The 20,756-nt window shown below is 60.6% G+C and carries 18 protein-coding genes; 7 read left to right on the plus strand and 11 right to left on the minus strand.

Annotation, left to right across the window (positions count from 1 at the left end):
* Positions 1–36 precede the first annotated feature (36 nt).
* On the minus strand, positions 37–237 hold the full coding sequence (locus HYPMC_RS01560) for a hypothetical protein (RefSeq protein ID WP_013945995.1): 201 nt from the start codon (positions 235–237) through the stop codon (positions 37–39).
* Between the two features lie 273 nt (positions 238–510).
* Positions 511–2,961 (minus strand): ATP-dependent helicase, encoded by a 2,451-nt coding sequence (locus HYPMC_RS01565; RefSeq protein WP_013945996.1) that lies wholly within the window; start codon positions 2,959–2,961, stop codon positions 511–513.
* 244 nt (positions 2,962–3,205) lie between these two features.
* On the opposite strand from HYPMC_RS01565, the gene HYPMC_RS01570 reads away from it, so the two are divergent.
* Positions 3,206–7,192, plus strand: coding sequence for an AsmA family protein (locus HYPMC_RS01570; protein ID WP_013945997.1), 3,987 nt, complete (start codon positions 3,206–3,208; stop codon positions 7,190–7,192).
* 59 nt (positions 7,193–7,251) lie between these two features.
* Here HYPMC_RS01570 and lepA read toward each other — a convergent pair whose 3' ends face one another.
* Complete coding sequence (gene lepA / locus HYPMC_RS01575; RefSeq protein WP_013945998.1) at positions 7,252–9,054, minus strand: translation elongation factor 4; 1,803 nt, start codon at positions 9,052–9,054, stop codon at positions 7,252–7,254.
* Between the two features lie 176 nt (positions 9,055–9,230).
* Between lepA and HYPMC_RS01580 the strand changes: the two genes are divergently transcribed.
* The 3 genes from HYPMC_RS01580 (at position 9,231) to HYPMC_RS01590 (ending at position 12,245) form a co-directional block, all read left to right on the plus strand.
* Positions 9,231–9,770, plus strand: coding sequence for a hypothetical protein (locus HYPMC_RS01580; protein ID WP_013945999.1), 540 nt, complete (start codon positions 9,231–9,233; stop codon positions 9,768–9,770).
* 179 nt (positions 9,771–9,949) lie between these two features.
* On the plus strand, positions 9,950–10,906 hold the full coding sequence (gene mbfA / locus HYPMC_RS01585; RefSeq protein ID WP_013946000.1) for an iron exporter MbfA: 957 nt from the start codon (positions 9,950–9,952) through the stop codon (positions 10,904–10,906).
* A 100-nt stretch (positions 10,907–11,006) separates the two neighbouring features.
* A complete protein-coding gene (locus HYPMC_RS01590) occupies positions 11,007–12,245 on the plus strand; it encodes a lytic murein transglycosylase (RefSeq protein WP_041299595.1) in 1,239 nt (412 codons plus the stop codon).
* A gap of 134 nt (positions 12,246–12,379) precedes the next feature.
* Here HYPMC_RS01590 and HYPMC_RS01595 read toward each other — a convergent pair whose 3' ends face one another.
* From HYPMC_RS01595 to HYPMC_RS01620, 6 genes are all read right to left on the minus strand, one after another.
* A complete protein-coding gene (locus tag HYPMC_RS01595) occupies positions 12,380–13,747 on the minus strand; it encodes an NAD(P)/FAD-dependent oxidoreductase (RefSeq protein ID WP_013946002.1) in 1,368 nt (455 codons plus the stop codon).
* Between the two features lie 32 nt (positions 13,748–13,779).
* Complete coding sequence (pheT, locus tag HYPMC_RS01600) at positions 13,780–16,212, minus strand: phenylalanine--tRNA ligase subunit beta (RefSeq protein ID WP_013946003.1); 2,433 nt, start codon at positions 16,210–16,212, stop codon at positions 13,780–13,782.
* Between the two features lie 10 nt (positions 16,213–16,222).
* Positions 16,223–17,299: a phenylalanine--tRNA ligase subunit alpha gene (pheS, locus tag HYPMC_RS01605; RefSeq protein WP_024275273.1), complete on the minus strand. Its 1,077-nt coding sequence runs from the start codon at positions 17,297–17,299 to the stop codon at positions 16,223–16,225.
* Positions 17,300–17,477: 178 nt separating this feature from the next.
* Positions 17,478–17,855, minus strand: coding sequence for a 50S ribosomal protein L20 (rplT, locus tag HYPMC_RS01610; protein WP_013946005.1), 378 nt, complete (start codon positions 17,853–17,855; stop codon positions 17,478–17,480).
* 101 nt (positions 17,856–17,956) lie between these two features.
* Positions 17,957–18,157: a 50S ribosomal protein L35 gene (gene rpmI / locus HYPMC_RS01615; protein ID WP_013946006.1), complete on the minus strand. Its 201-nt coding sequence runs from the start codon at positions 18,155–18,157 to the stop codon at positions 17,957–17,959.
* An 85-nt stretch (positions 18,158–18,242) separates the two neighbouring features.
* Complete coding sequence (locus HYPMC_RS01620; RefSeq protein WP_013946007.1) at positions 18,243–18,482, minus strand: hypothetical protein; 240 nt, start codon at positions 18,480–18,482, stop codon at positions 18,243–18,245.
* A 91-nt stretch (positions 18,483–18,573) separates the two neighbouring features.
* Here HYPMC_RS01620 and HYPMC_RS01625 point away from each other — a divergent pair, with 91 nt between their 5' ends.
* Positions 18,574–18,921, plus strand: coding sequence for a hypothetical protein (locus HYPMC_RS01625; RefSeq protein ID WP_013946008.1), 348 nt, complete (start codon positions 18,574–18,576; stop codon positions 18,919–18,921).
* On the opposite strand, the gene HYPMC_RS01630 is transcribed toward HYPMC_RS01625, so the two are convergent.
* The gene (locus HYPMC_RS01630; protein ID WP_013946009.1) at positions 18,899–19,357 is read right to left on the minus strand and encodes a GtrA family protein; all 459 of its coding nucleotides are present in this window, start codon (positions 19,355–19,357) and stop codon (positions 18,899–18,901) included. The genes HYPMC_RS01625 and HYPMC_RS01630 overlap by 23 nt on opposite strands.
* A gap of 234 nt (positions 19,358–19,591) precedes the next feature.
* On the opposite strand from HYPMC_RS01630, the gene HYPMC_RS01635 reads away from it, so the two are divergent.
* On the plus strand, positions 19,592–19,792 hold the full coding sequence (locus HYPMC_RS01635) for a hypothetical protein (RefSeq protein WP_013946010.1): 201 nt from the start codon (positions 19,592–19,594) through the stop codon (positions 19,790–19,792).
* A gap of 176 nt (positions 19,793–19,968) precedes the next feature.
* On the plus strand, positions 19,969–20,208 hold the full coding sequence (locus HYPMC_RS01640) for a hypothetical protein (protein WP_013946011.1): 240 nt from the start codon (positions 19,969–19,971) through the stop codon (positions 20,206–20,208).
* A gap of 72 nt (positions 20,209–20,280) precedes the next feature.
* On the opposite strand, the gene HYPMC_RS01645 is transcribed toward HYPMC_RS01640, so the two are convergent.
* Positions 20,281–20,655 carry a cyclic nucleotide-binding domain-containing protein gene (locus HYPMC_RS01645; RefSeq protein ID WP_013946012.1) on the minus strand — a complete coding sequence of 125 codons (375 nt, stop codon included), beginning with the start codon at positions 20,653–20,655 and terminating at the stop codon, positions 20,281–20,283.
* Positions 20,656–20,756 lie beyond the last annotated feature (101 nt).

Consider the following 20,756-nt stretch of genomic DNA (forward strand, 5'->3'; position numbering starts at 1 on the left):
TTCATTCGAGTCCTGGTTTGCTGTTCTTGCCTGTCATCAGGATGAAGAACGATGTGCGACCGGAAGATTACGGACTTCCTCCTCGGTCAGCGGCTGTTGCATATCGGCTAATTCATAATTGCGCCGGTTGGCCCGGCTCAAATCGCGCTGGGCACCAATGCGTCGCGTCAGGGTTTCCCCGTCCTTCCCGCGCACGACGCCGATCTTACCTCTCAGAGGAAAGCGGTAAGTGCTCATGGATAGCTCCTTTCAAGGACTCTACCCTCCCAAACCAAGAATTCCCGCTCGAGTTTCACGCTCCCGCAACTTTTTTTTCATTTTATTTCAGGGACTTAGATCGCAACGCATGCGTCGTCGGCCGGTAATGAACCGGCGGCGCAAAGATTTACAGCAGCTGATGAACCCCCACAGCTCAACGAGCAGTGGAGCGTATGCCTCAGAATTGCGGCAATATGAAGAAACTGGCGGCGAGACTTCGGCACCACCTGAGTATTAACTATAGCGGGTTGGTCATACGACGTCAACGAAACTGGCGACGACCCGTTTGGTCGAGCCGTCATCGAACTCGATCGTCAGTTTGTTACCGTCGACGTGGGTGACGGTCCCGAGCCCGAATTTTTCGTGACGGACCCGCGTGCCAGTCTTGAACGAGGGGGCGGCGGCGGTTGACGCTGCGACGAGTTCGCCTTCAAGCGTCAACGGGCCGCGTGACCGCTTCTTTTGTTTCTGATCGCTCCGGCTCCAGGACTGCTGGGCGCGTTGCCAGCCGGGCGTATTGTAGCTCGATTTGAACGGTTCGGCGCCGCCTGCGCGGTCAAACCGGCTGGTGCCGAACGAGCCGCCGAAGCCGAACGGGTTCTGCCGGCCGCCGTAGGGCATCTCGCTTTCGACAATCTCGACGGTCGCTTCGGGCAGCTCATCAACGAAGCGCGACGGCAGTGCCGACTGATAGAGACCGTGCGTGCGGCGGTTCTGCGCAAAGGAAATCTTGGCGCGGCGCTTGGCGCGCGTCAGCCCGACATAGGCCAGCCTGCGTTCTTCTTCGAGGCCGGCTTTCCCGCTTTCGTCGAGCGAACGCTGATGGGGAAACAGCCCTTCCTCCCACCCCGGCAGGAAAACGATGCCGAACTCCAAGCCTTTGGCGGCATGCAGCGTCATCAAGGAGACGCGGTCGCCATCGTTTCCCTGGTCGGCGTCCATGACGAGCGACACATGTTCGAGGAAGCCCTGGAGCGTGTCGAAGTCGTGCATGAAGCGCACGAGTTCTTTCAAGTTTTCAAGCCGCGTCTGCGATTGCGGGCTCTTGTCCGCCTGCCACATGGCCGTGTAGCCCGATTCATCGAGGATGAGTTCGGCGAGGTCGGTGTGGCGCATGTGCTCCAGATTGGCGCGCCAGCGTTCGAACGATTGCGTAACATCGAATAGAGATTTTCGGGCTTTCGGCGTTAGCTCGTCGGTTTCGATGATCTCGCGCGCGGCTTGATATAGAGGAATGGAGCGGGCGCGAGCCAGCTCGTGAATGCGCTTGATCGTCGTATCGCCGAGGCCGCGTTTCGGCACGTTGACAATGCGCTCGAATTTCAAGTCGTTCGCTGGATTGGCGACAACGTCGAGATAGGCGATGGCGTCCTTGATTTCCTGGCGTTCATAGAAGCGAGGGCCGCCGATGACGCGATAGGGGAGGCCCAGCGTGATGAAGCGATCTTCGATGGCGCGCATCTGAGACGAGGCGCGGACGAGCACGGCCATATCGTTCAATGGTTCGTGGGCGCGCTGCAGGTTCTCGATGTCGTCGCCGATGGCGCGGGCTTCGGCCTCGTCGTCCCAGAAGTTTGCGACTTTGATCTTCGCGCCTGAAGCGCCGTCGGTGAAGAGCGTCTTGCCGAGGCGGTCTTTGTTCTTAGCGATCAGGCCGGAAGCGGCGGCGAGAATGTTGGCGGTCGAGCGGTAATTGCGCTCCAGGCGGATGACTTTCGCGCCTGGGAAATCTTTCTCGAAGCGCAGGATGTTATCCACTTCGGCGCCGCGCCAGCCGTAAATCGACTGATCGTCGTCGCCGACGCAGCAGATGTTCGGCGATCCTTGCGCGAGAAGCCTGAGCCAAAGGTACTGCGCGACGTTGGTGTCCTGATATTCGTCAACCAGGATGTAGCGGAAGCGGCGATGGTAATCGGCGAGCACGTCGGGGTGCTGGCGGAACAGACGGATGCATTCGAGCAATAGATCGCCGAAGTCGCAGGCGTTCAGGTCTTTGAGGCGCGCCTGATAGGCGGCGTAGAGTTGCGCGCCCTTGCCGGCCGCGAAGGAGAAGGCTTCGCCGCCCGGAACTTTGTCGGGCGTCAGGCCGCGGTTCTTCCAGCCGTCGATCAGACTTGCGAGCTGGCGTGCGGGCCAGCGGTCCTTGTCGATACCTGCTGCCTCGATCACCTGTTTCAGCAGGCGAACCTGATCGTCGTCGTCAAGGATCGTGAAACCGGGTTTCAGATCGACGAGTTCGACGTGACGGCGCAGAATCTTGACGCCGATCGAATGGAACGTGCCGAGCCACTGCATGCCTTCCAGCGTGCCGCCGATCAGCGAGCCAATACGCTCGCGCATTTCGCGGGCGGCCTTGTTCGTGAACGTGACGGCGAGGAGCTGCGAGGGATAGGCGCGGCCGGTTGCCAGAATATGGGCGATGCGGGTCGTCAGAACGCGGGTTTTGCCGGTTCCGGCGCCGGCCAGAACCAGGAGCGGGCCTTCGGTCGTTTCGACGGCTTCGCGCTGCTCCGGATTGAGGCCGTCCAGATACGTCGGCTGGCCGCGAGACGCCGCAACGGCGCGCGCCGAAATCGACATACCACTCTTGCCGCTCTCGTGCGGTTTCGCGGCGGGAGCGTCGGGCAAATCGAACGGCGGATCGTCGTCATCGTGCGGCAAATCTGCGCCGCCGGCAGCGTCCGGCTTTTGAATCGAGGTCATAGAACTCAGGTAACCCACCGAAGCTGATCGTACAACTGGCGCGGCGCGGCGCCGCGGTGGATCGAGGTTCCGGCAACAGCAGACCGAAATACGGCCCAAAAAACGTCAAACGCCTGGAAATGAGCCAAATTTCAAGTTCAGAGTATTGTGCTCACGTGCCATACAGGTGGGCGCGGCAAGGGCGTAGCTTCGATCACGTCTGCCGGTGTGCATTGCGTGTCGAGCACGATTGCAAGAGACGCTCATGAACAACGGGCTATTATTCCTCGGCGGACTCCTCGTTGCTATTTTCGCAGCGTTGTTCGCCGTGCCGAATTTCATCGACTGGAACAGCTATCGCGGCGTTTTCGAGGAAGAAGCCTCGAAGGTGCTGAGCCGCGACGTGCGCGTCGGTGGCAACGTCAACTTAAAGATCCTGCCGGTTCCCTACGTCCGATTCGAGAAAGTCCGTATCGCGAGCGTTTCCGGCCAGACCGGACAGCCGTTCATTCGCGCCGACAGCTTCACGATGTGGCTTTCGGTGGCGGCGATGCTTCGCGGCGTATTAGAAGCCAGCCAGATCGAACTCGAAAAGCCCGTTCTCAGCTTGTCCGTCGACGACAAGGGCGTCGGCAACTGGTCGAAGATCGAATTGCGGGCAGGCGATTTGCCGTTCGTTCCGCGCGACGTCGCGCTGCGGTCGGTGCAGATCACGGACGGCGCGGTGTCGATCTACAACGCTGCGTCAGAGCAGATCGCTGCCGTTGACGGTATCGACGGGGTGTTTTCGGCAGATGGGATCAGAGGGCCGTTCCGGTTCAACGGTTCGGCGTCATGGGCCGGAGCGGAGCATGACGTCAAATTTGCAACCGACGTCCCGGCAAGTGACGGCGCGTTCGCACTCAAGCTTTCAGCGCGTACGGACCATGCGCCGAACGTTCTGACGCTCGATGGGCGGGTCTATAACGCCAGTGAAAAGACAACGTTTAAGGGACGATGGACCGGGAAAGTCCAAGTGCCGGGAAGCCCAACGGTCGAACCGAACGGAAAAGCGCCGCCGCCGCTTATCGATCTTCGCTCCGATGTGACGGCGGATGCACTGGCGGCCAAGTTCGAAAACCTGACGTTGACGCTCGATAACGCTGCCGAACCGCAGACCATTACGGGGGCGGCCGTTGCAAGCTGGTCGCCGTCGCCGCGGCTTGACGTGACGCTCAATTCGAAATGGCTCGACATCGACTGGCTGGCGGGCGCGGGCAAGGGCGGCGCCGGGTTTTCGAAGCTGAGGCAACTCGCGCTTGGGGTGATGCAGTCGGTCGCGGGAGACAGCCAGGCATCGACGAAGATCAATCTCGAACAGGTCAAGATCGGCGGCGAGAATGCGGGCGGCCTTTCAATCGATGCCGAACGGCAGGGAAGCGTTACGCATCTCAAGACCTTTAAGGTGAGCCTGCCGGGCGGATCGCGTCTCGATCTCGCTGGCGATTTGAGGAGCAAGGACGGCAAACTGAGCTTCCTGGGCCGGGGGTTCATCGGCGGGGCGAGCTTCGGGCGTTTCAAGGCGTGGGCGGATAAGTCCGGCATTCCGATCGACGTTAACGCCGATGGCGCGTACTCGGCGGCCGGTAAGCTCGAAATTGACGATAAGAGATTTTTTCTGACAGACGCGTCGGGCGACATTTCAGGTAAGCCGCTCGCAGGCGAACTCAAGGTGACGCACGGAGATCGAGAGCGCACGGAGATGACGCTTCAGGCTGCCGATCTCGATACGCAGGTGGTCTTTCCGAAGATCTCCCAGGCGCTGCGTTCCGAGTTTCGCAAATCGCTTGGATTGGCGTCTGGAAAGGATGATCGCAAAGCGGACGAAGACCTGCCGAGCGATGTTCGTCTGCGCGTAATCGCGGGGCGGCTGACGGATGGCCAAGATAGCTACCGGGATGTCGACGTGTCGTTCGCGATCCAGGGACGGAAGGTCAGTCTGCCGGTCGCGAAACTGACGACCGACAGCGGCCTCGAAATCGGCCTTGAGGGTCGGATCGAAACGCAGGACAGCGGTCCGGTCGGGACCTTGGCTTATGATCTTGTCGGGCCGTCGGCCGATGCGATGCGGGATCTTGTTCGCAAGGCTGGTCTGCTCGATGTGGTCGGAGAGGATCGCTTCGGCGGATTGAAAGACGGCAAGATCGCGGGTCTCGTTCGTCTGGGTCTTCGAGGGCCGAAGACAGCCGACTTGACGTTCGATGGTCTGCTCGACGGTTCGAAGTTTGATGGCAGGGCCGAGTTCGATGGTGGCATTGCGAATTGGCGCACCCAGCCGAGCCGGCTGCAGGCGACGCTCGATGCGCCGACACTGTCCGGGCTTCTCGCGACGCTCGGGCGAGACAGTGGTGGTATCGCAGCCCAATCGCAGAAGCCGGCGCTGGCGTCGCTGCTGACCAGTGGGCCGCTAGGCTCCGGTGCCGTCTCGCAAATCGAGATTTCGTCGGAAGATTTCGATATGCGGTTCCGCGGGCGCGCCCAATGGCCGGAGACATCGGACCTTGCCTTGAACGGGCTGCTCAACGTCAAAGCCGCACAAAGCGCGCAAGCTTTCGCCGTTGCCGGACTATCGTTGCCCGGCGGTCTGACGGACGTCCCGTTGCAGGGTACGTTGGATCTTCATCGCGACAAGGGTGCGTGGATCGTCACGGCGCAGAACGTTTCGCTGGGAGATTCCTTGCTATCGGGGCGGGTGACGGCTGCGACAGCGAGCGGAGCGACGACGATCGACGGCAATATATTCGCCAATCGCGTTATGGTTCCGGCCCTATTGTCGGCCGTGACGGACGCGCCCGCGACTGTTTCCGTCTCAGCAGCGCCAAATGCTTCTAACCAGAACGCCGTCAATGGCGCCGCTGTAGCGCAAGTCTGGCCGGAAGGGCTTTTTGATTTTGCAGCGCTCGGCAACACAACGGTAGCGCTGAAGGTCGGTTTTAAATCGCTGGGGTTGAGCGAGGGATTGGCGACGGGCGACGGCACGATGATGGTTGCGCTTGCGCCCGGAAAGCTGTCGATCTCCGATATTAAAGCGGCGGCGGCCGGTGGCCAGTTCGCCGGATATGCCAGCTTGGAGAAAGTTTCGAACGGCGTCGCATTCGCATCGGAGTTGAAGCTTGATGATGTGAAGCTGGCGACGCTCAATTCGGGTGGCAAAGGCTCGGGCGCCTTCGAGCTGCATACGGAAGCGCGGGCGCAAAGCCCGGCGGGGCTGATCGCCGTGATGACGGGAGCGGGCACAGCAACCCTATCCGGGGCCGGATTGACGGGGCCGTCGCCAACCGCCGTTACGAACGTCGTCGACGATGTGATCTCGGGCACCGTTCAGAATGACCCGTCATCTATTGCGAACGCTCTGGTCAGTGAGGTTGGATCGTCAGAGTTGACGCTGGGAGACCGCAAGCTTGCGATTTCCATTTCCGACGGGACGCTGAAGCTCAGCAATATCGATCTGCGCAGCGTGGTCGGCACGGCTGAGGGAGCCGTCTCGGCCGATCTTGCGACCCTTGGCATGAGCGCGTCGTTCCAACTGACATCGGTGGTTCCGCCGGCGCTTGCACCCGCAGCGCAGACGTCAAAACGCAAGGCCGCGGCCACGGCGAAATCTGAACTGCCGGCTGCAATCGTGCTCTACAGCGGGGAACTCGGCCGGCTTGCCTCCCTGTCGGTGAGCGCCGATGTCGGCGATCTGCAGCGTGAACTCACGGTGCGCCAGATGGAGCGCAACGTGGAGCAGCTCGAGCAGGCGCGGCGGGCGGACGAAGAACGCGCGCGGCTGCAGAAAGAAATGGACGTTAAGCGGAAAGAAGCCGCGGATCGCGCTGCGGCTCAGCAAAGGATCCAGCAGCAGCAATTGCCGCCGGTCATTCCGGAGTCGGCGGGGACTGCGGTGCCGTCTCAGGGCAGCAGTGAGAACGATCCGGATGATTTTTTCGGATCGGCGCCGCCTCCCGCCAGGGCGGGGCAACAGCCGTACAACCGATCCACATTGGAGCCGCAGTCACAGAACTTGAACGGCCAGGCCCGCAACGCGGCGAGTGGCGGACAAACTGCCACCGGACAGCCGGCTGCGATTGATCCGGCGACCGGACTGCCCATTCCGAAACCGGTTCCGGCCGTGAAGCCGACGGTCACACGGACGACGTTGCCACCCAAACCCGTCAAGCGGCGCACGTCGGCCGACGAAATGATGAAGTCGTTCGGCGGTTATCCCTGAGCACTGTACCGGGCCGCCAGCCGAACGAAAAACTCGCGCTACCAGCGCGCCGCTTGATCTTAGTTGTCGTCCATCTTGAGGGCGTTGATGAACGCCTCTTGCGGGATTTCGACCTTGCCGAATTCGCGCATCTTCTTCTTGCCGGCCTTCTGCTTGTCGAGCAGCTTGCGCTTACGCGTGATGTCGCCGCCATAGCACTTTGACAGAACGTCTTTCCGGAGCGCTTTGATCGTTTCGCGGGCGATGACCTTGGCGCCGATGGCGGCCTGGATCGGAATCTGGAAGAGGTGCGCCGGGATCAGTTCTTTCAGCTTTTCGCACATCGAGCGGCCACGGCTTTCAGCGCGTGAGCGATGGACGACGATCGAGAGCGCATCGACTGGCTCGCTGTTGACGAGGATCGACAGCTTGACGAGGTCGCCTTCTTCATAGTCCTTGATGTGATAGTCGAACGAGGCATAGCCACGCGAGACGCTCTTCAGGCGATCGTAGAAGTCGAAGACGACTTCGTTCAGCGGCAGCTCGTAGACGACCATAGCGCGGGAACCCGCGTAAGTGAGCTGCTTCTGGCGGCCGCGGCGATCCTGACAGAGCTTCAGCACCGCGCCGAGATACTCATCCGGCACCAAAATCGTGGCTTCGATCCAAGGTTCTTCGATGTGATCGATCTTGACGACATCCGGCATGTCGGCCGGATTGTGCATCTCGATCATCGTGCCGTCGTTCATATGTAAGTGATAGATGACGCTCGGGGCCGTCGTGATCAGATCGAGATTGAACTCGCGCTCGAGACGCTCGGTGATGATCTCAAGATGGAGAAGACCGAGGAAGCCGCAGCGGAAGCCAAACCCGAGGGCGGCGGAGCTTTCCGTTTCGAATGAGAAGCTCGCGTCGTTGAGACGAAGCTTCGCCATCGCGTCACGCAGGTCTTCGAAGTCAGCGGCATCAACCGGAAAGAGGCCGCAGAACACGACGGGTTGCGCCGGTTTGAAGCCCGGAAGTGCTTCCGGCGCCGGGTTCTTTTCATCGACGATCGTATCGCCGACGCGGGTGTCGGCGACCTCTTTGATCGCGGCCGTGAAAAAACCGATCTCGCCGGGGCCGAGCTGATCCAACATTTGCTGCTTGGGACGGAAGATGCCGACCCGCTCAAGCTGATAGGTGGCACCGGTCGAAAGCAGTTTGACGCGCTGGCCCTTTTTCAGGGTGCCATCAATGATGCGGGCGAGCACGACGACGCCAAGGTAGGCGTCGTACCAGCTGTCGACGAGCATGGCCTTCAGCGGCTTCTTAGCGTCGCCTTCCGGAGCGGGCAGGCGCTCGACGATGGCTTCGAGAACAGCTTCGACGTTGAGGCCCGTCTTGGCCGAGACGCCGATCGCGTCGGAGGCGTCGATGCCGATGACGTCTTCGATCTGCTTTTTGACGCGGTCCTCATCGGCCGCAGGCAGATCAATCTTGTTCAGTACGGGGAGGATTTCGAGGTTGTTGTCGAGCGCTTGGTAGACGTTGGCCAGCGTCTGGGCCTCGACGCCCTGGCTCGCGTCGACGACGAGGATCGCGCCTTCGCAGGCCGCCAGCGAGCGCGAGACTTCGTAGGCGAAGTCGACGTGGCCAGGCGTATCCATCAGGTTGAGCTGGTAGATTTCGCCGTTTTTGGCCTTGTAGTCGAGACGAACGGTCTGCGCCTTGATGGTGATGCCACGCTCGCGCTCGATGTCCATCGAGTCGAGGATCTGCTCCTTCATCTCTCGGTTCGAGACGTTGCCGCAGAGCTGGATCAGCCTGTCCGACAACGTCGATTTGCCGTGGTCGATGTGGGCGATGATCGAAAAATTTCGAATGTGTGAAATGGCTGTCATGGGCCGGGCTCATAGCACCCGGAACTGGGCGGCAAAAGGGGCGTTAAGGCTTTAGGGCGACTTCCGCGCCGTTTTGATCGCCGCATGGCCTATAAGAGGTGTGGCAACCGGGGGTGGGGTGTGCGAAAATTGCTCACCGTCCCTCTGTGCCGATCATGAGCCCCTGGAGAAGCGATATGGCGAACTCACCCTTCGAAGCCAACCCGGCTTTCACGAAACTCGGCGAGGATACAAAGAAGGCGGTCATACAGGCTTTCGACGCCATGTCGAATTGGCGGGCCGAACTCGCCGAACTGGGCGAAAAGAACAGCAACGCCGTGTTCGACAAGATGGCCGAAGCGGCAAAGTCCCTCGGCTGGCCCACTGATTTCGTCGAGCTGAGCCGGAAACAGATGCTGAGCGCTTCCAAGCTGCAATTGCAGGCGGTCGATCAGGTCATGGATGTCTGGGAAAAGCAGGTCAAGGCGCTGGGAGCGCCGGGCCAGTTCCCCAACTTCTCGAATGTTTCAGGCTTCGGCGCCGGCATGCCGCAGTTCCCCGGCGCGGGGGCAAGCTTCCCTGGCATGCCCGATTTCGCGGCTGGCGCCACGAACCCCATCCAGTTTTGGATGCAGGCTGCCGAAATGTGGCAGAAGGGCTGGCAGCAGGCCATGTCGAGTTGGATGGAAGCGCAGCAGAACGCCGTGAAAGGCATGAATAAGCCGAATTCGCGCTAAGGCATTTATATCTTCTCCGAGCTTTTCTCTTCTTCGGCAGCGCCGGTCCGTTGGACCGGCGCTTTCGTTTGATCCGGCCCCGACTCCCTTGTGCCATCGTCGCCGCGACATGAGAGATCTTGTACGACCGGCGGGCAAGATGTTAAATTAGAATAATTCTAAATTTTATTCAGGCCGCCATGCGTCGTTTCACCGATCTCGATCAGCGCGAGATTCTTGCCCTCGCGATCTCCCTGGAAGAGGAGCACAGTCGGATCTACTCCGATTATGCTGCCGGTCTCAGCGCCGAGTATCCGGCCAGCGCAAAGATTTTCACGGAGCTTGGCGAAGAGGAAAACGCCCACCGGCGCAGCCTGATCGAAATTTTCAAGCGCAAGTTCGGCAATCACATTCCACTCATCCGCCGCCACGACGTTTCGGGCCTCGTGCGGCATGATCCGATCTGGATGGTGCGGCCACTCGGCATCGGGAAAGTTCGCCGGCAGGCACAGGAGATCGAGGAGGAAACGCGCGAATTCTATGCCTCGGCGTTGAAGCGGGCGACGGACGCCGACATCCGCAAGTTGCTCGGCGATCTCCTGGAGACGGAAAGCCAGCATATAAGCATTGCGCAGCATCTCGCCGATGTTGAGCTGACGAATGAGGCGCGTTTGAGCGAAGACGAGACGGCGCGACGGTCCTTCGTTCTCCAGTACGTGCAACCGGGATTGAACGGCCTGATTGACGGCTCCATCTCGACGCTGGCGCCAATCTTTGCGGCGGCATTTGCGACCCATAACACCTGGCAGACGTTTCTCGTCGGCATCGCGGCGTCGATCGGCGCCGGCATTTCGATGGCATTCGCCGAAGCTTTGTCCGACGACGGCGAGATTTCGGGCCGCGGCAACCCATGGCTCCGCGGTTCGGTAACGGGCGCGATGACTACGGTCGGCGGCCTCGGGCATACGATGCCTTATCTCATTTCCGATTTTCGGACGGCCACCACGATCGCAATCGGTGTGGTGTTCATTGAACTCTGGATTATTGCGGGAATCCGCTCGCGGTACATGGAAACGAAGTTCTGGCGAGCGGCGCTGGAGGTGGTTGTCGGCGGTCTGATCGTCTTTGCTGTTGGCATTCTGATCGGTAGTGCGTAGACGAATGCGCTAAAGGCCTCACTGAGGCCATAGTCTCTTGACGCTCTCCAGACTGTCGGCAATGTGCCGGCCCTACGTCAACGGCCGAAGGCATCCCTCTATGCGCGCAGGTTTTATCGTTTCAGCGATCGCCTCTTTCATGCTTGCTGGGCTTTCCGCCGGCGCCCATGCGGAGAACACGCCGCCGCCACCGGCAAACAAGCGCAATTGCCAGAACACCGTGCCGTTCAACCAGTGGCTCGCCGATTTCAAGCGTGACGCCATCGCTCAGGGCATTCGGCCGGAGACGATCGAAGAAACGATCGGGGGGCTGACGCCAGACCAGGGTACGATCGCTCGCGACCGGAAGCAGGGCTTCTTCTCGCAGACGTTCATCGACTTCTATTTCAAGCTTGCGACCAAGAACCGCGAGCAGACGGGTAAAACGTATCTCAAGCGCTACAAGGCGATCTTCGATCGCGCGGAGCAGCAGTACGGCGTCCCGGGTCCAGTCATCACGGGCTTTTGGGCGCTCGAAAGCGACTTCGGCGGCGGCATGGGCAAGCTGTCCATTCTGCGTTCGCTGATGACGCTCGCCTGGGATTGCCGCCGCGGCGATTTCTTCCGGGGCGAGTTGATTGCCGCGATGAAAATCGTCGAGCGCGGCGACCTCACTCCGGATCAAATGATCGGGTCGTGGGCAGGCGAGCTTGGTCAGACGCAATTTCTGCCGCAGCACTATCTGAACTACGGCGTCGATTTCGATGGCGATGGCCGCGTCGATCTCATTCGCGACAACGCCGACGTGATCGGCTCGACGGCGAACTTCCTTAAGTCGATGGGATGGAAGCGTGGTGAGCCGTGGCTGGAACAGGTTCGCATCACCAAGGATCTGCCTTGGGACAAAGCCGATCTGGCGATCAAGCTGCCGCGCTCGCAATGGGTGGCGTGGGGCGTCGAGGGCGTCGGCAAGCCGCTGCCTGCCGACAATCTCCCGGCGTCGCTCGTGCTGCCGATGGGACGGCATGGACCGGCGTTCCTGGCGTACCCGAATTTCGACGTTTACACGCAGTGGAACCAGTCTCTGACGTATGCCCTGACGGCGGCGCATCTTGCCGCCCGCATGGCCGGTGCGCCGAACCTGACGCGGGCTGACGGCAACGTCGCGTCGCTCAGCTACGAGCAGATCAAAGAGGTTCAGAGCCTGTTGAAGCGCCGTGGCCTGGATGTCGGAGAGGTTGACGGCAAGCTCGGCGCCAACACGCGCGCAGCCGTGAAAACGATGCAGATGAAGTTCGGGCTGCCGGCGGACAGCTATCCGACGGCGGACCTGCTGACAGCGCTGAGAGAGCGGAGTTAAGGCTTTACGTTGGCGCGTGCGACTCCGCCTAGCGGAACCGGCCGCACGCGCGGATTCCAGGCTGACACCCGTGGAGGATTATGCCGGTAGCGCCGCCGGCCGGCTCGCGAAACGCGTGTCGGCGGCGCCAACAATCAGTGCAGCTTGACCTGCGGTTCAGTCCGACGCGTCAGGAGGCGCGACAGGGTGTCGAGGAAGACCTTCACGTATCCGTGCAAGGCGATCTCGTGCATTTTGTATAGCGACCGGTACATGATCTTCGCGAACCAGCCTTCGATGCGCAGCGACTTGCCGTCGATGAAGCCCATCAGGTTGCCGACAGTCGAATACTTGCCGAGCGACACAAGCGAACCGAAATCTCGATACTTGAAAGGTGCGAGCTTCGTCTCGCCATTCATGCGGCGCTGAATTTGCGTGACGAGATGACTCGATTCCTGGTGTGCCGCCTGGGCGCGCGGTGGGATTGGCGCCGTTTCGCCTTCGGGCACCAGATAGGCTGCGTCGCCGATGACGAAAATGTTGTCGTCAACGGTCGTCTGCAACGTCGGCTTCACGACGAGCGTGTTCATGCGGCTGACTTCGAGGCCGTCGAGGTTCGAGAGGACTTCGGGACCTTTGACGCCCGCGGCCCAAACTACCAGCTCGGATGGGATGAAATCGCCATTCGCCAGCGTCACGCCTTCCTTGCTGACGTTCGTCACGGCGCTGCCGGTGCGAACTTCGACGCCGATGCTGTGCAAGATGTTCGTTGTCGCTTTGGAGAGACGCTCAGGCAGCGCGGGCAGAATGCGTGGCGCGGCTTCGATCAACGTGATCTTGAAGTCTTTCTCGGGATCGATTTTGTCGAGACCGAATTCCACGAGGCCGCGCGCTGCGTGATGCAACTCCGCCGACAGTTCCGTGCCCGTCGCGCCGGCGCCGATGATGGCAACGTGCAATTGGCCGTCTCTGATGGGGCCAGGCTGCGCATAGGCGCGCACGCACGCATTCAGGATGCGGCGGTTGAAACGCTCGGCCTGCTCAGGCGTGTCGAGCATGATCGCATTTTCTTTGACGCCCGGCGTACGGAAGTCGTTCGAGATGCTGCCCACAGCGATCACCAGCGTGTCGTAGGGGAACCAGCGATCCGGCGTGATCTCGCGACCGTCCTCGTCGTACGTCGCGCCGAGGTGAACGCGCTTGCCCGCGCGGTCGAGACCGATCATCTCGCCGTAGCGGTAACGAAAACCGTGCCAATGACCTTGCGCTTGATAAGGCAACTCGTGGCGGCCCGTGTCCATGCTGCCAGCCGCGATTTCGTGGAGAAGCGGCTTCCAGATGTGGGTGCGAGCACGGTCGACCAGAGTGACTTCCGCTTTACCGGATTTTCCGAGCTTGTTTCCGAGCTGCGTTGCGAGTTCAAGACCGCCGGCGCCGCCTCCAACGATGACGATGCGGTAGGGGTGCTTTTCGTCGGTCACGCTTTCGGCTTGAGTGGTGGTCGCGGGGGGGAGCGAATTCATCTTGGCCTCATGCGCATGTCATGGCGGCGGTCCTAGGAGCGTAAGTCTCCGCCGGTCGCCTTTTTAACATCGGTAACTATTTTTTTCGTGATCGTTTCAATAGCCTGATCCGTGAGGGTTTCCGTCGCAGGTTGGATTGTTACCTCTATCGCAACCGACTTCTTGCCCTCGGCGGCGAGACTGCCGCCTTCGAATACGTCGAACACATTCACCGCCCTGATCAAGGCTTTATCGGAATTCGCGGCCGCCTTTATGACGTCGCCTGCCGGTACATCCTTGGGCACGATGAAGGCGAGGTCACGCGTGACCGGCAAGAGGTCGGAAGTCGTAAGCGGCGGTTTGGCGCGCGACTTCTTCTTCTCGGGCGGCAGAGCGTCGAGAAAGATCTCGAATGCGGAGACCGGCGCTTCGACATCGAGGGCTTTCAGCGTCGCCGGATGGACCTCGCCGAAATATGCCAGAACGGTTTTGGGACCGAGCTTCAGTGCGCCGGAACGGCCGGGGTGATACCAATGCGGTGCATCACGCGTTATTTGGGCCTGGGCTGGGTCGACGCCAAGTGCTGCAAGTGCGGCGAAGACGTCGGCTTTGACGTCGAACACGCCGACGGGTGCGGCGTTGCCGTCCCAGTTGCGTCCGGAGCCTGAGAGATGCGCCGTTCCGGCGCGGACGCCAGCGGCGCTCAGGTATTGGTCTTCGGGTTTCTCACCGCGATAGGCTTGACCGAGCTCGAACAACGCGACGTCCGCGACGCCGCGATTGCGATTGCGCGTGACGGACGCGAGAAGCCCCGGCAACAGCCCTGGACGCATCGAGGACATTTCAACGGAAATCGGATTGGCGAGGTCAAGTTCGTCCGCGACGCCGCCGAAGTGCGTAGCTTCGGCCTTCGGAATGAAGCTCCAGGTCACGGCCTCGACGAAGCCGCGGGCCGCCAGCAGACGGCGGGCGCGGCGGGCGCGCTTCTGCTTATCCGTCAGGACGGCGCGGGCGATGCCGTCCGCGCGCGGAAGCGGCGTCGCCGGGATGCGGTCGAGGCCGGCGATGCGCACGACTTCTTCGACGAGGTCAGCGGGGCCGTGGACGTCCGGCCGCCACGTCGGAACGGTCACCTTCGCTGCGTTAGGTTTGCCGGTGATGGTGAAGCCGAGTGCATTCAGGATTTTCGTAATTTCGGCTTCCGAAAGCGTCACGCCGGACAGTTTCTCGACACGTGCGTAGTCGAACGCGATGACCCGCTCCTCGATGGGTTCCTTGCCGGCGACTTTCGCTTTCGAGGCTTCGCCGCCGCAGAATTTCAGGATCATGTCGGTCGCGAGATCGAGACCGGGGCGTTCTGATGCCGGATCGACGCCGCGCTCGAAGCGATAGCGTGCGTCCGTCACCAGTCCGGTCTTGCGGCCGGTGGCGGCGGTGCGCAGGGGATCGAAGTATGCGCTTTCGATCAGGACGGCTTTGGTCTCCGGCGTGCAGCCGGTGCTTTCGCCTCCCATCACGCCACCAAGGCCCAGCGGTCCGGTGTCGTCGGCGATGACGCACATCGTGTCATCGACCGTGTATTCCTTGCCGTCGAGCGCCAGAAACTTTTCGCCGTTCTTGCCGAGACGGGCGTGCAGCGCGCCCTTGATCTTGTGGGCGTCATAGACGTGCAGCGGCCGCGCACGATCAAGCGATATGTAGTTGGTGACGTCAACGAGAGCGTTGATCGGGCGCAGGCCAGCCGCTTTCAGGCGGTTCTGCATCCAATCGGGCGACGCGCCGTTGGTGACATTGCGGATTGTTCGCGCGGCGAACACGGGGCAGGCGTCGGCCGTCTCTGGCGTGAACTCAAGCTTGACTGGAATTTTGCAGTCGAAGGTCTCGTTCAGTGGAGCGAGTTGCGGTTCCGGCTTCAGGGTGCCCATGCCGGCCGCGGCCAGATCACGCGCGATGCCGCGTACGCCCGTGCAATCGGGACGGTTCGGCGTCAGCTTTACTTCGATGATTGGATCGTTGAGACCGGCGACGTCGATATAGGCTTGGCCGACCTTATCTGCCCACTCGGCGGGGAGATCGAGGATGCCGTCGCTTTCTGCGGACAACTCAAGTTCGGCGGCCGAGCACATCATGCCGTTCGAGACGACGCCGCGAACCGGCTTCTTTTCGAGCGTGATCTTTGAGCCGGGAATGTAAGTGCCGAGCGGTGCAAAGACCGCGACCATGCCCGCGCGCGCGTTCGGGGCGCCGCAGACGACTTCCATCAGCGGCTGACCCTTGGCGATTTCGACCTGCACGATCTGCAGCTTGTCGGCGTTGGGATGCTTTTTGGCTTCGACGATGCGCGCGACCTTGAAGGCTCCAAGCGTCTTGCCCGGATCTTCGACACCTTCGACCTCGAGGCCAATGGCAGACAGGACAGTGGCAAGCTCATCGACGGACTTGTCCGTGTCGAGATGATCTTTGAGCCAGGAGAGCGTGAATTTCATTATTGCGTCCTTATGTCGACAACCCGCCGCCGAGGGTCGGGACGTCGAGCATCGAGAATCCGTAGTGGCTGAGCCACTTGAGGTCGCCGGAGAAGAAAGAGCGCAAGTCCGGGATGCCGTACTTCAGCATCGTCAGGCGGTCGAGGCCGACACCGAATGCGAAGCCCTGATACTTTTCCGGATCGAGACCGCAGTTGCGCAGCACGTTCGGATGAACCATGCCGCAACCGAGAATTTCCAGCCATTGGCCCGGCTTGCCGATGGCCTCGGCGCCGATGTCGACTTCCATCGACGGCTCCGTGAAGGGGAAGTGCGACGCGCGGAAGCGCATCTTCACTTCATCGACTTCGAAGAAGGCTTTGCAGAACTCCTGCAGAACCCACTTCAGGTGGCCCATGTGGGTCGTCTCGTCGATGACGAGGCCTTCGACCTGATGGAACATCGGCGTGTGGGTCTGGTCGCTGTCCATACGATAGACGCGGCCCGGCGCGATGATGCGGATCGGCGGCTTCTGCGACACCATCGTGCGGATTTGCACCGGACTAGTGTGCGTGCGCAACAATAAGCGCGAACCGTCTGCCTTCGGTGAGAAATAGAACGTGTCGTGATCCTGGCGCGCAGGGTGCTCGGCCGGAATGTTGAGCTTGTCGAAATTCATCTCGTCGGTTTCGACGTCTGGGCCTTCGGCGACCGAGAAACCCATGTCGGCGAAGATTTCGACGACTTCGTCGAGTACTTGCGAAACGGGATGGATGCGGCCGGAGGCAACGGGGCCGAGGCGGACCGGCAGCGTAACATCGGCGCGTTCGGTCTTCAGGCGCTCGTCGAGGGCAGCGGCTTCGAGATCGGATTTGCGGGCATCGAGCGCCTCTGCAACTTTCGTCTTCAGAGCGTTGACCGTCTGACCGAAGCTTTTACGCTCGTCCGGGGGAAGCGATCCGAGCTTGCTCATCAGCTCGGAGACGCGGCCTTTCTTGCCGAGGCTCGAGACGCGGACGGCATCGAGCGTTGCGAGGTCGGCTGCGCCAGAGATTTCGACGAGAAGCTCGCTTTCGAGTTTCGTCAAGTCCGTTTGTGTGTCGGTCATAGGCGGGACGTGCCCTCGCAGATTGTCATCCTCGGGCTCGTCCCGAGGATCCATGCGCAGGCCCCGCTGATGTCGCGGTAGAAAAAGGAGCACGCGGGCGCGCGTGGGTGATTTGCAGCAGAATGGGCCCTCGGGACAAGCCCGAGGGCGACAATAATGGAGGTTCGGCGAACCGAAATTAGGCGGCCTTGGCGACGGGTGACGAGGCAGCAGCGGCCGCCTTGTCGACGAGTGCCTTGAAGCCCGCCGGATCGTTGATGGCGATGTCCGAGAGAACCTTGCGGTCGACTTCGATGCCGAGGTTCGAAAGGCCATTGATAAAGCGGCCGTAGGTCAGGCCATGCTCGCGGACGGCAGCGTTGATGCGCTGGATCCAGAGGGCGCGGAAGTTGCGCTTGCGACGCTTGCGGTCGCGATAAGCGTACTGCTGCGACTTCTCAACCGCCTGCTTGGCGACGCGGATCGTGTTCTTGCGACGGCCGTAAAAGCCCTTCGCGGCCTTGATGACTTTCTTGTGCTTGGCGTGGGCGGTAACGCCACGTTTGACGCGGGCCATGGGATAGCTCCTAGAACTTCAAGATTTATTGGGTGGGCTGAGATTCTCTATTGAGCGCTTGCGACTCCGCTTCGCGGAGCCGGCTGCAAGCGCTGGAGAATTCAGCGGCTGTAGGGCATGTACTTCTTGACGATCTTGGCGTCAGAATCGTTCAGAACGCCCGTACCGCGCGCCTTCTGAATGAACTTCGCCGTGCGCTTGATCATGCCGTGACGCTTACCGGCCTGGGCCGCAACGACCTTGCCCGTGCCCGTCATCTTGAAGCGCTTTTTCGCGCCGCTCTTGGTCTTCAACTTAGGCATTTTGCTTATCCTAATTATCGCTCACGGTCCGCGCCGGACACTTGCGCTGACGCGCTTCGTATCCTGGCCCTCCGCGGGGGCGCCGCTAGCGGCGGGGCGCGGTCGCGCCCACGGACCTTGCGGTCCGAAGTACAGACAGATAGATGTCCGCACTCTCCTGCGAAGGGATGCTTTTTGCGGTTTCCGCCGGTTTTTCAAAAGCATAAGAACCGCCACGGCATGCCTCGCCGGGCGGCTCTGGAGGCGGTTTATAGGGAAGAGTTGGGAAAAGTGCAACTTTTTCGACGCGGGCCGGAAAAAAAGCATCCCGGCTGATGGTTTTCATAGCCCTATCGCGAAAATCCGTATGGATACCACCGAACCAAGTACATGGTTAATGCGTTGGTGGGGCGGGAAATCGCAAGGGGAGACGGGGCGTGCGGCAAATCGTTGATCAGATCGTCAATCTGCTCCAGCAGGGCATCACGGCGATTTTTAAATTCGTGGACCTGGTCTGGCAGTGGTCGTTCGGCCAGATGTTCGCGATCTTTCAGTCCAATTGGCAGGCGCTGCCGATCTGGAAGATCGTCGTGCTGGCGATCGTGGTGATTGCGATCATCTACGTGCTCTACCGCGGTTTCTTCCAGCTCTGGCGGGCCGCCGAACAGATTTTCAAAGCGTTCGTCGAGCTTTTGCTGGTGCTGGTATCGGTGCTGCCGTTCGTGCTGCTGGCTGGCATCATCGCGGCAGCGGGAAGCTATGTCATCCAGCACGTGAATTTCTAAAGCCGCGGCCGGTGCCTTCTTCCGGTGAGCTTGCGCTCTGCCCGTCGGGATTCTTTCCGAATACGATCTGCGTGCGCACGTAATAGAGCGTCACGAAGCAGATTAGCACGGAGATGGTTTTGCCCAAGAAGGGCTTCAGGCCCCATTCGTGAACCGTCAACCAGATGACGACGGCCGTGATGAGAAGCCCGACTGCGTTCGTTGCGAGGAATTCGAGAAAGCGACGATGCTCCGACTTCGGCGACAGGCCATGCCGGAAAACGAAGGTTCTTGTCAGTCCGTAATTCACGATCGTCGCGATCGAATACGATATGACGCTCTGCAAAATGGGCCAGCCGAAGGCGTGGGTCAGCGTCAAGAAAATGATATAATCAATAATGGTCGCGCTTAGATTCACGCCCGTATAGAGAAGCGCTTCGCGGACCTTAGGGTTCATGATCGGGGCTTTCGTCGTTGTCGGCGGAGGATGGATATTTTGCGGCGCGGCTTCAAGCCGACCGCTTGCCTCGGTCAAGCGGAGACGCGTGTTTCAATCGGGCGCGGTGGCATTCAGCGGCAAGTTCAGTTTTCCTCCAATTGCGTCTATTTCCCCCTGCTTGAGTGGTGAAGACGTTTGGATATGGCATTCTGGGCAAGCTTTTGTGTACCCCCGTTCGTTGCGAGTTCGGCCATGAAACTCGATCCGTTCGTTGTTGCCATTCTTCTTGTTGCAGCACTTCCGACGGCCGCCATCAGCCTGCGGTCAACCACTGGTTGGCGCGCGGGTATCGTGTTCGCGGCGTTCTATCCGGCGCTTGTCGTCGTGGTCGGCATCGTCATGATTGCGACCTTCATTTCGCTAGCCGCATTGGGGATTGTCGATCTCGATTGAGATTGATCCAATTTGTCATTACCGCGCTAGCGATCGAGCAACGATGCAATTCGAAGTTCTCGAATAATCCGCCGTGTTCGGATGTTCAGTCGCCATTCAGCCAATAAATTGGACATTCTGTACGCGCCCAAACGTAAGCGCCTATGGCACGATTAGAAACAAAAACGGAGTTGAACATGCGTCTCGCACCATTCTTGGCAGCGTCCGTTGTTGCGATCGGTCTTACCGCAGCGGCTTCCGCACCGCAGGCGGCGACGTTCGCGCCTGCACCACTCAAAGGAATCGAAGCCAATCAATCGCTTGCAGCGCCTGTTGCGTGGCGCCGGTATTGCTGGCGGTGGCGGAATATCTGTTCGCGCCGCTGGGGCTGGGGCGGTCCCCGGTTCCGCCGCTGCATGTGGCGCCACGGCTGCTGAGTATTCGCCGTTCAAACAAAAACGCCGGCGACCGGACTTGGTCGTCGGCGATTTCATTTCAGGGAATTTTTCTCAGATTTGTTTATTCGTCCGTCGCAGACGAGTGGCGAGCAAGCCCATTACCCTCAGGGCGAATTGCGGATCGTCGCGAATGACGGCAAGGAATGTCGGCTTGTCGATGGCGACGACCTCCGTCGGCTCGGCGGCCATCGCGGCCGCACTTCGCGGTCCGTCGTCGATCAAGGCCATCTCGCCGAAAATGCCGCCGGCGCGGACATTTTCGAGGACGATCCCGTAGGTAATGACGTCGACGCGGCCTGAGCGCACCATGTACATGGCATTGCCGGCATCTTCTTCGAGAAAGATTTTTTCACCCGCATCGAAGCGGCGGAACGGCGCGCCGATGCGGTCAAGAAGAGAAAAGTCGAACGGCTGCTCGTCGATCATACGGCGCCTCCGGCGTCCGGCGCGAGATGTCCGATCAAGCTAGAACCGTCCGTGTGTGTCCGCAAGTCGTAGGTCGGCCGACCGAGACGCGAAGGGCGGGG

The sequence above is a fragment of the Hyphomicrobium sp. MC1 genome (assembly GCF_000253295.1).
GTDB lineage: Bacteria > Pseudomonadota > Alphaproteobacteria > Rhizobiales > Hyphomicrobiaceae > Hyphomicrobium_B.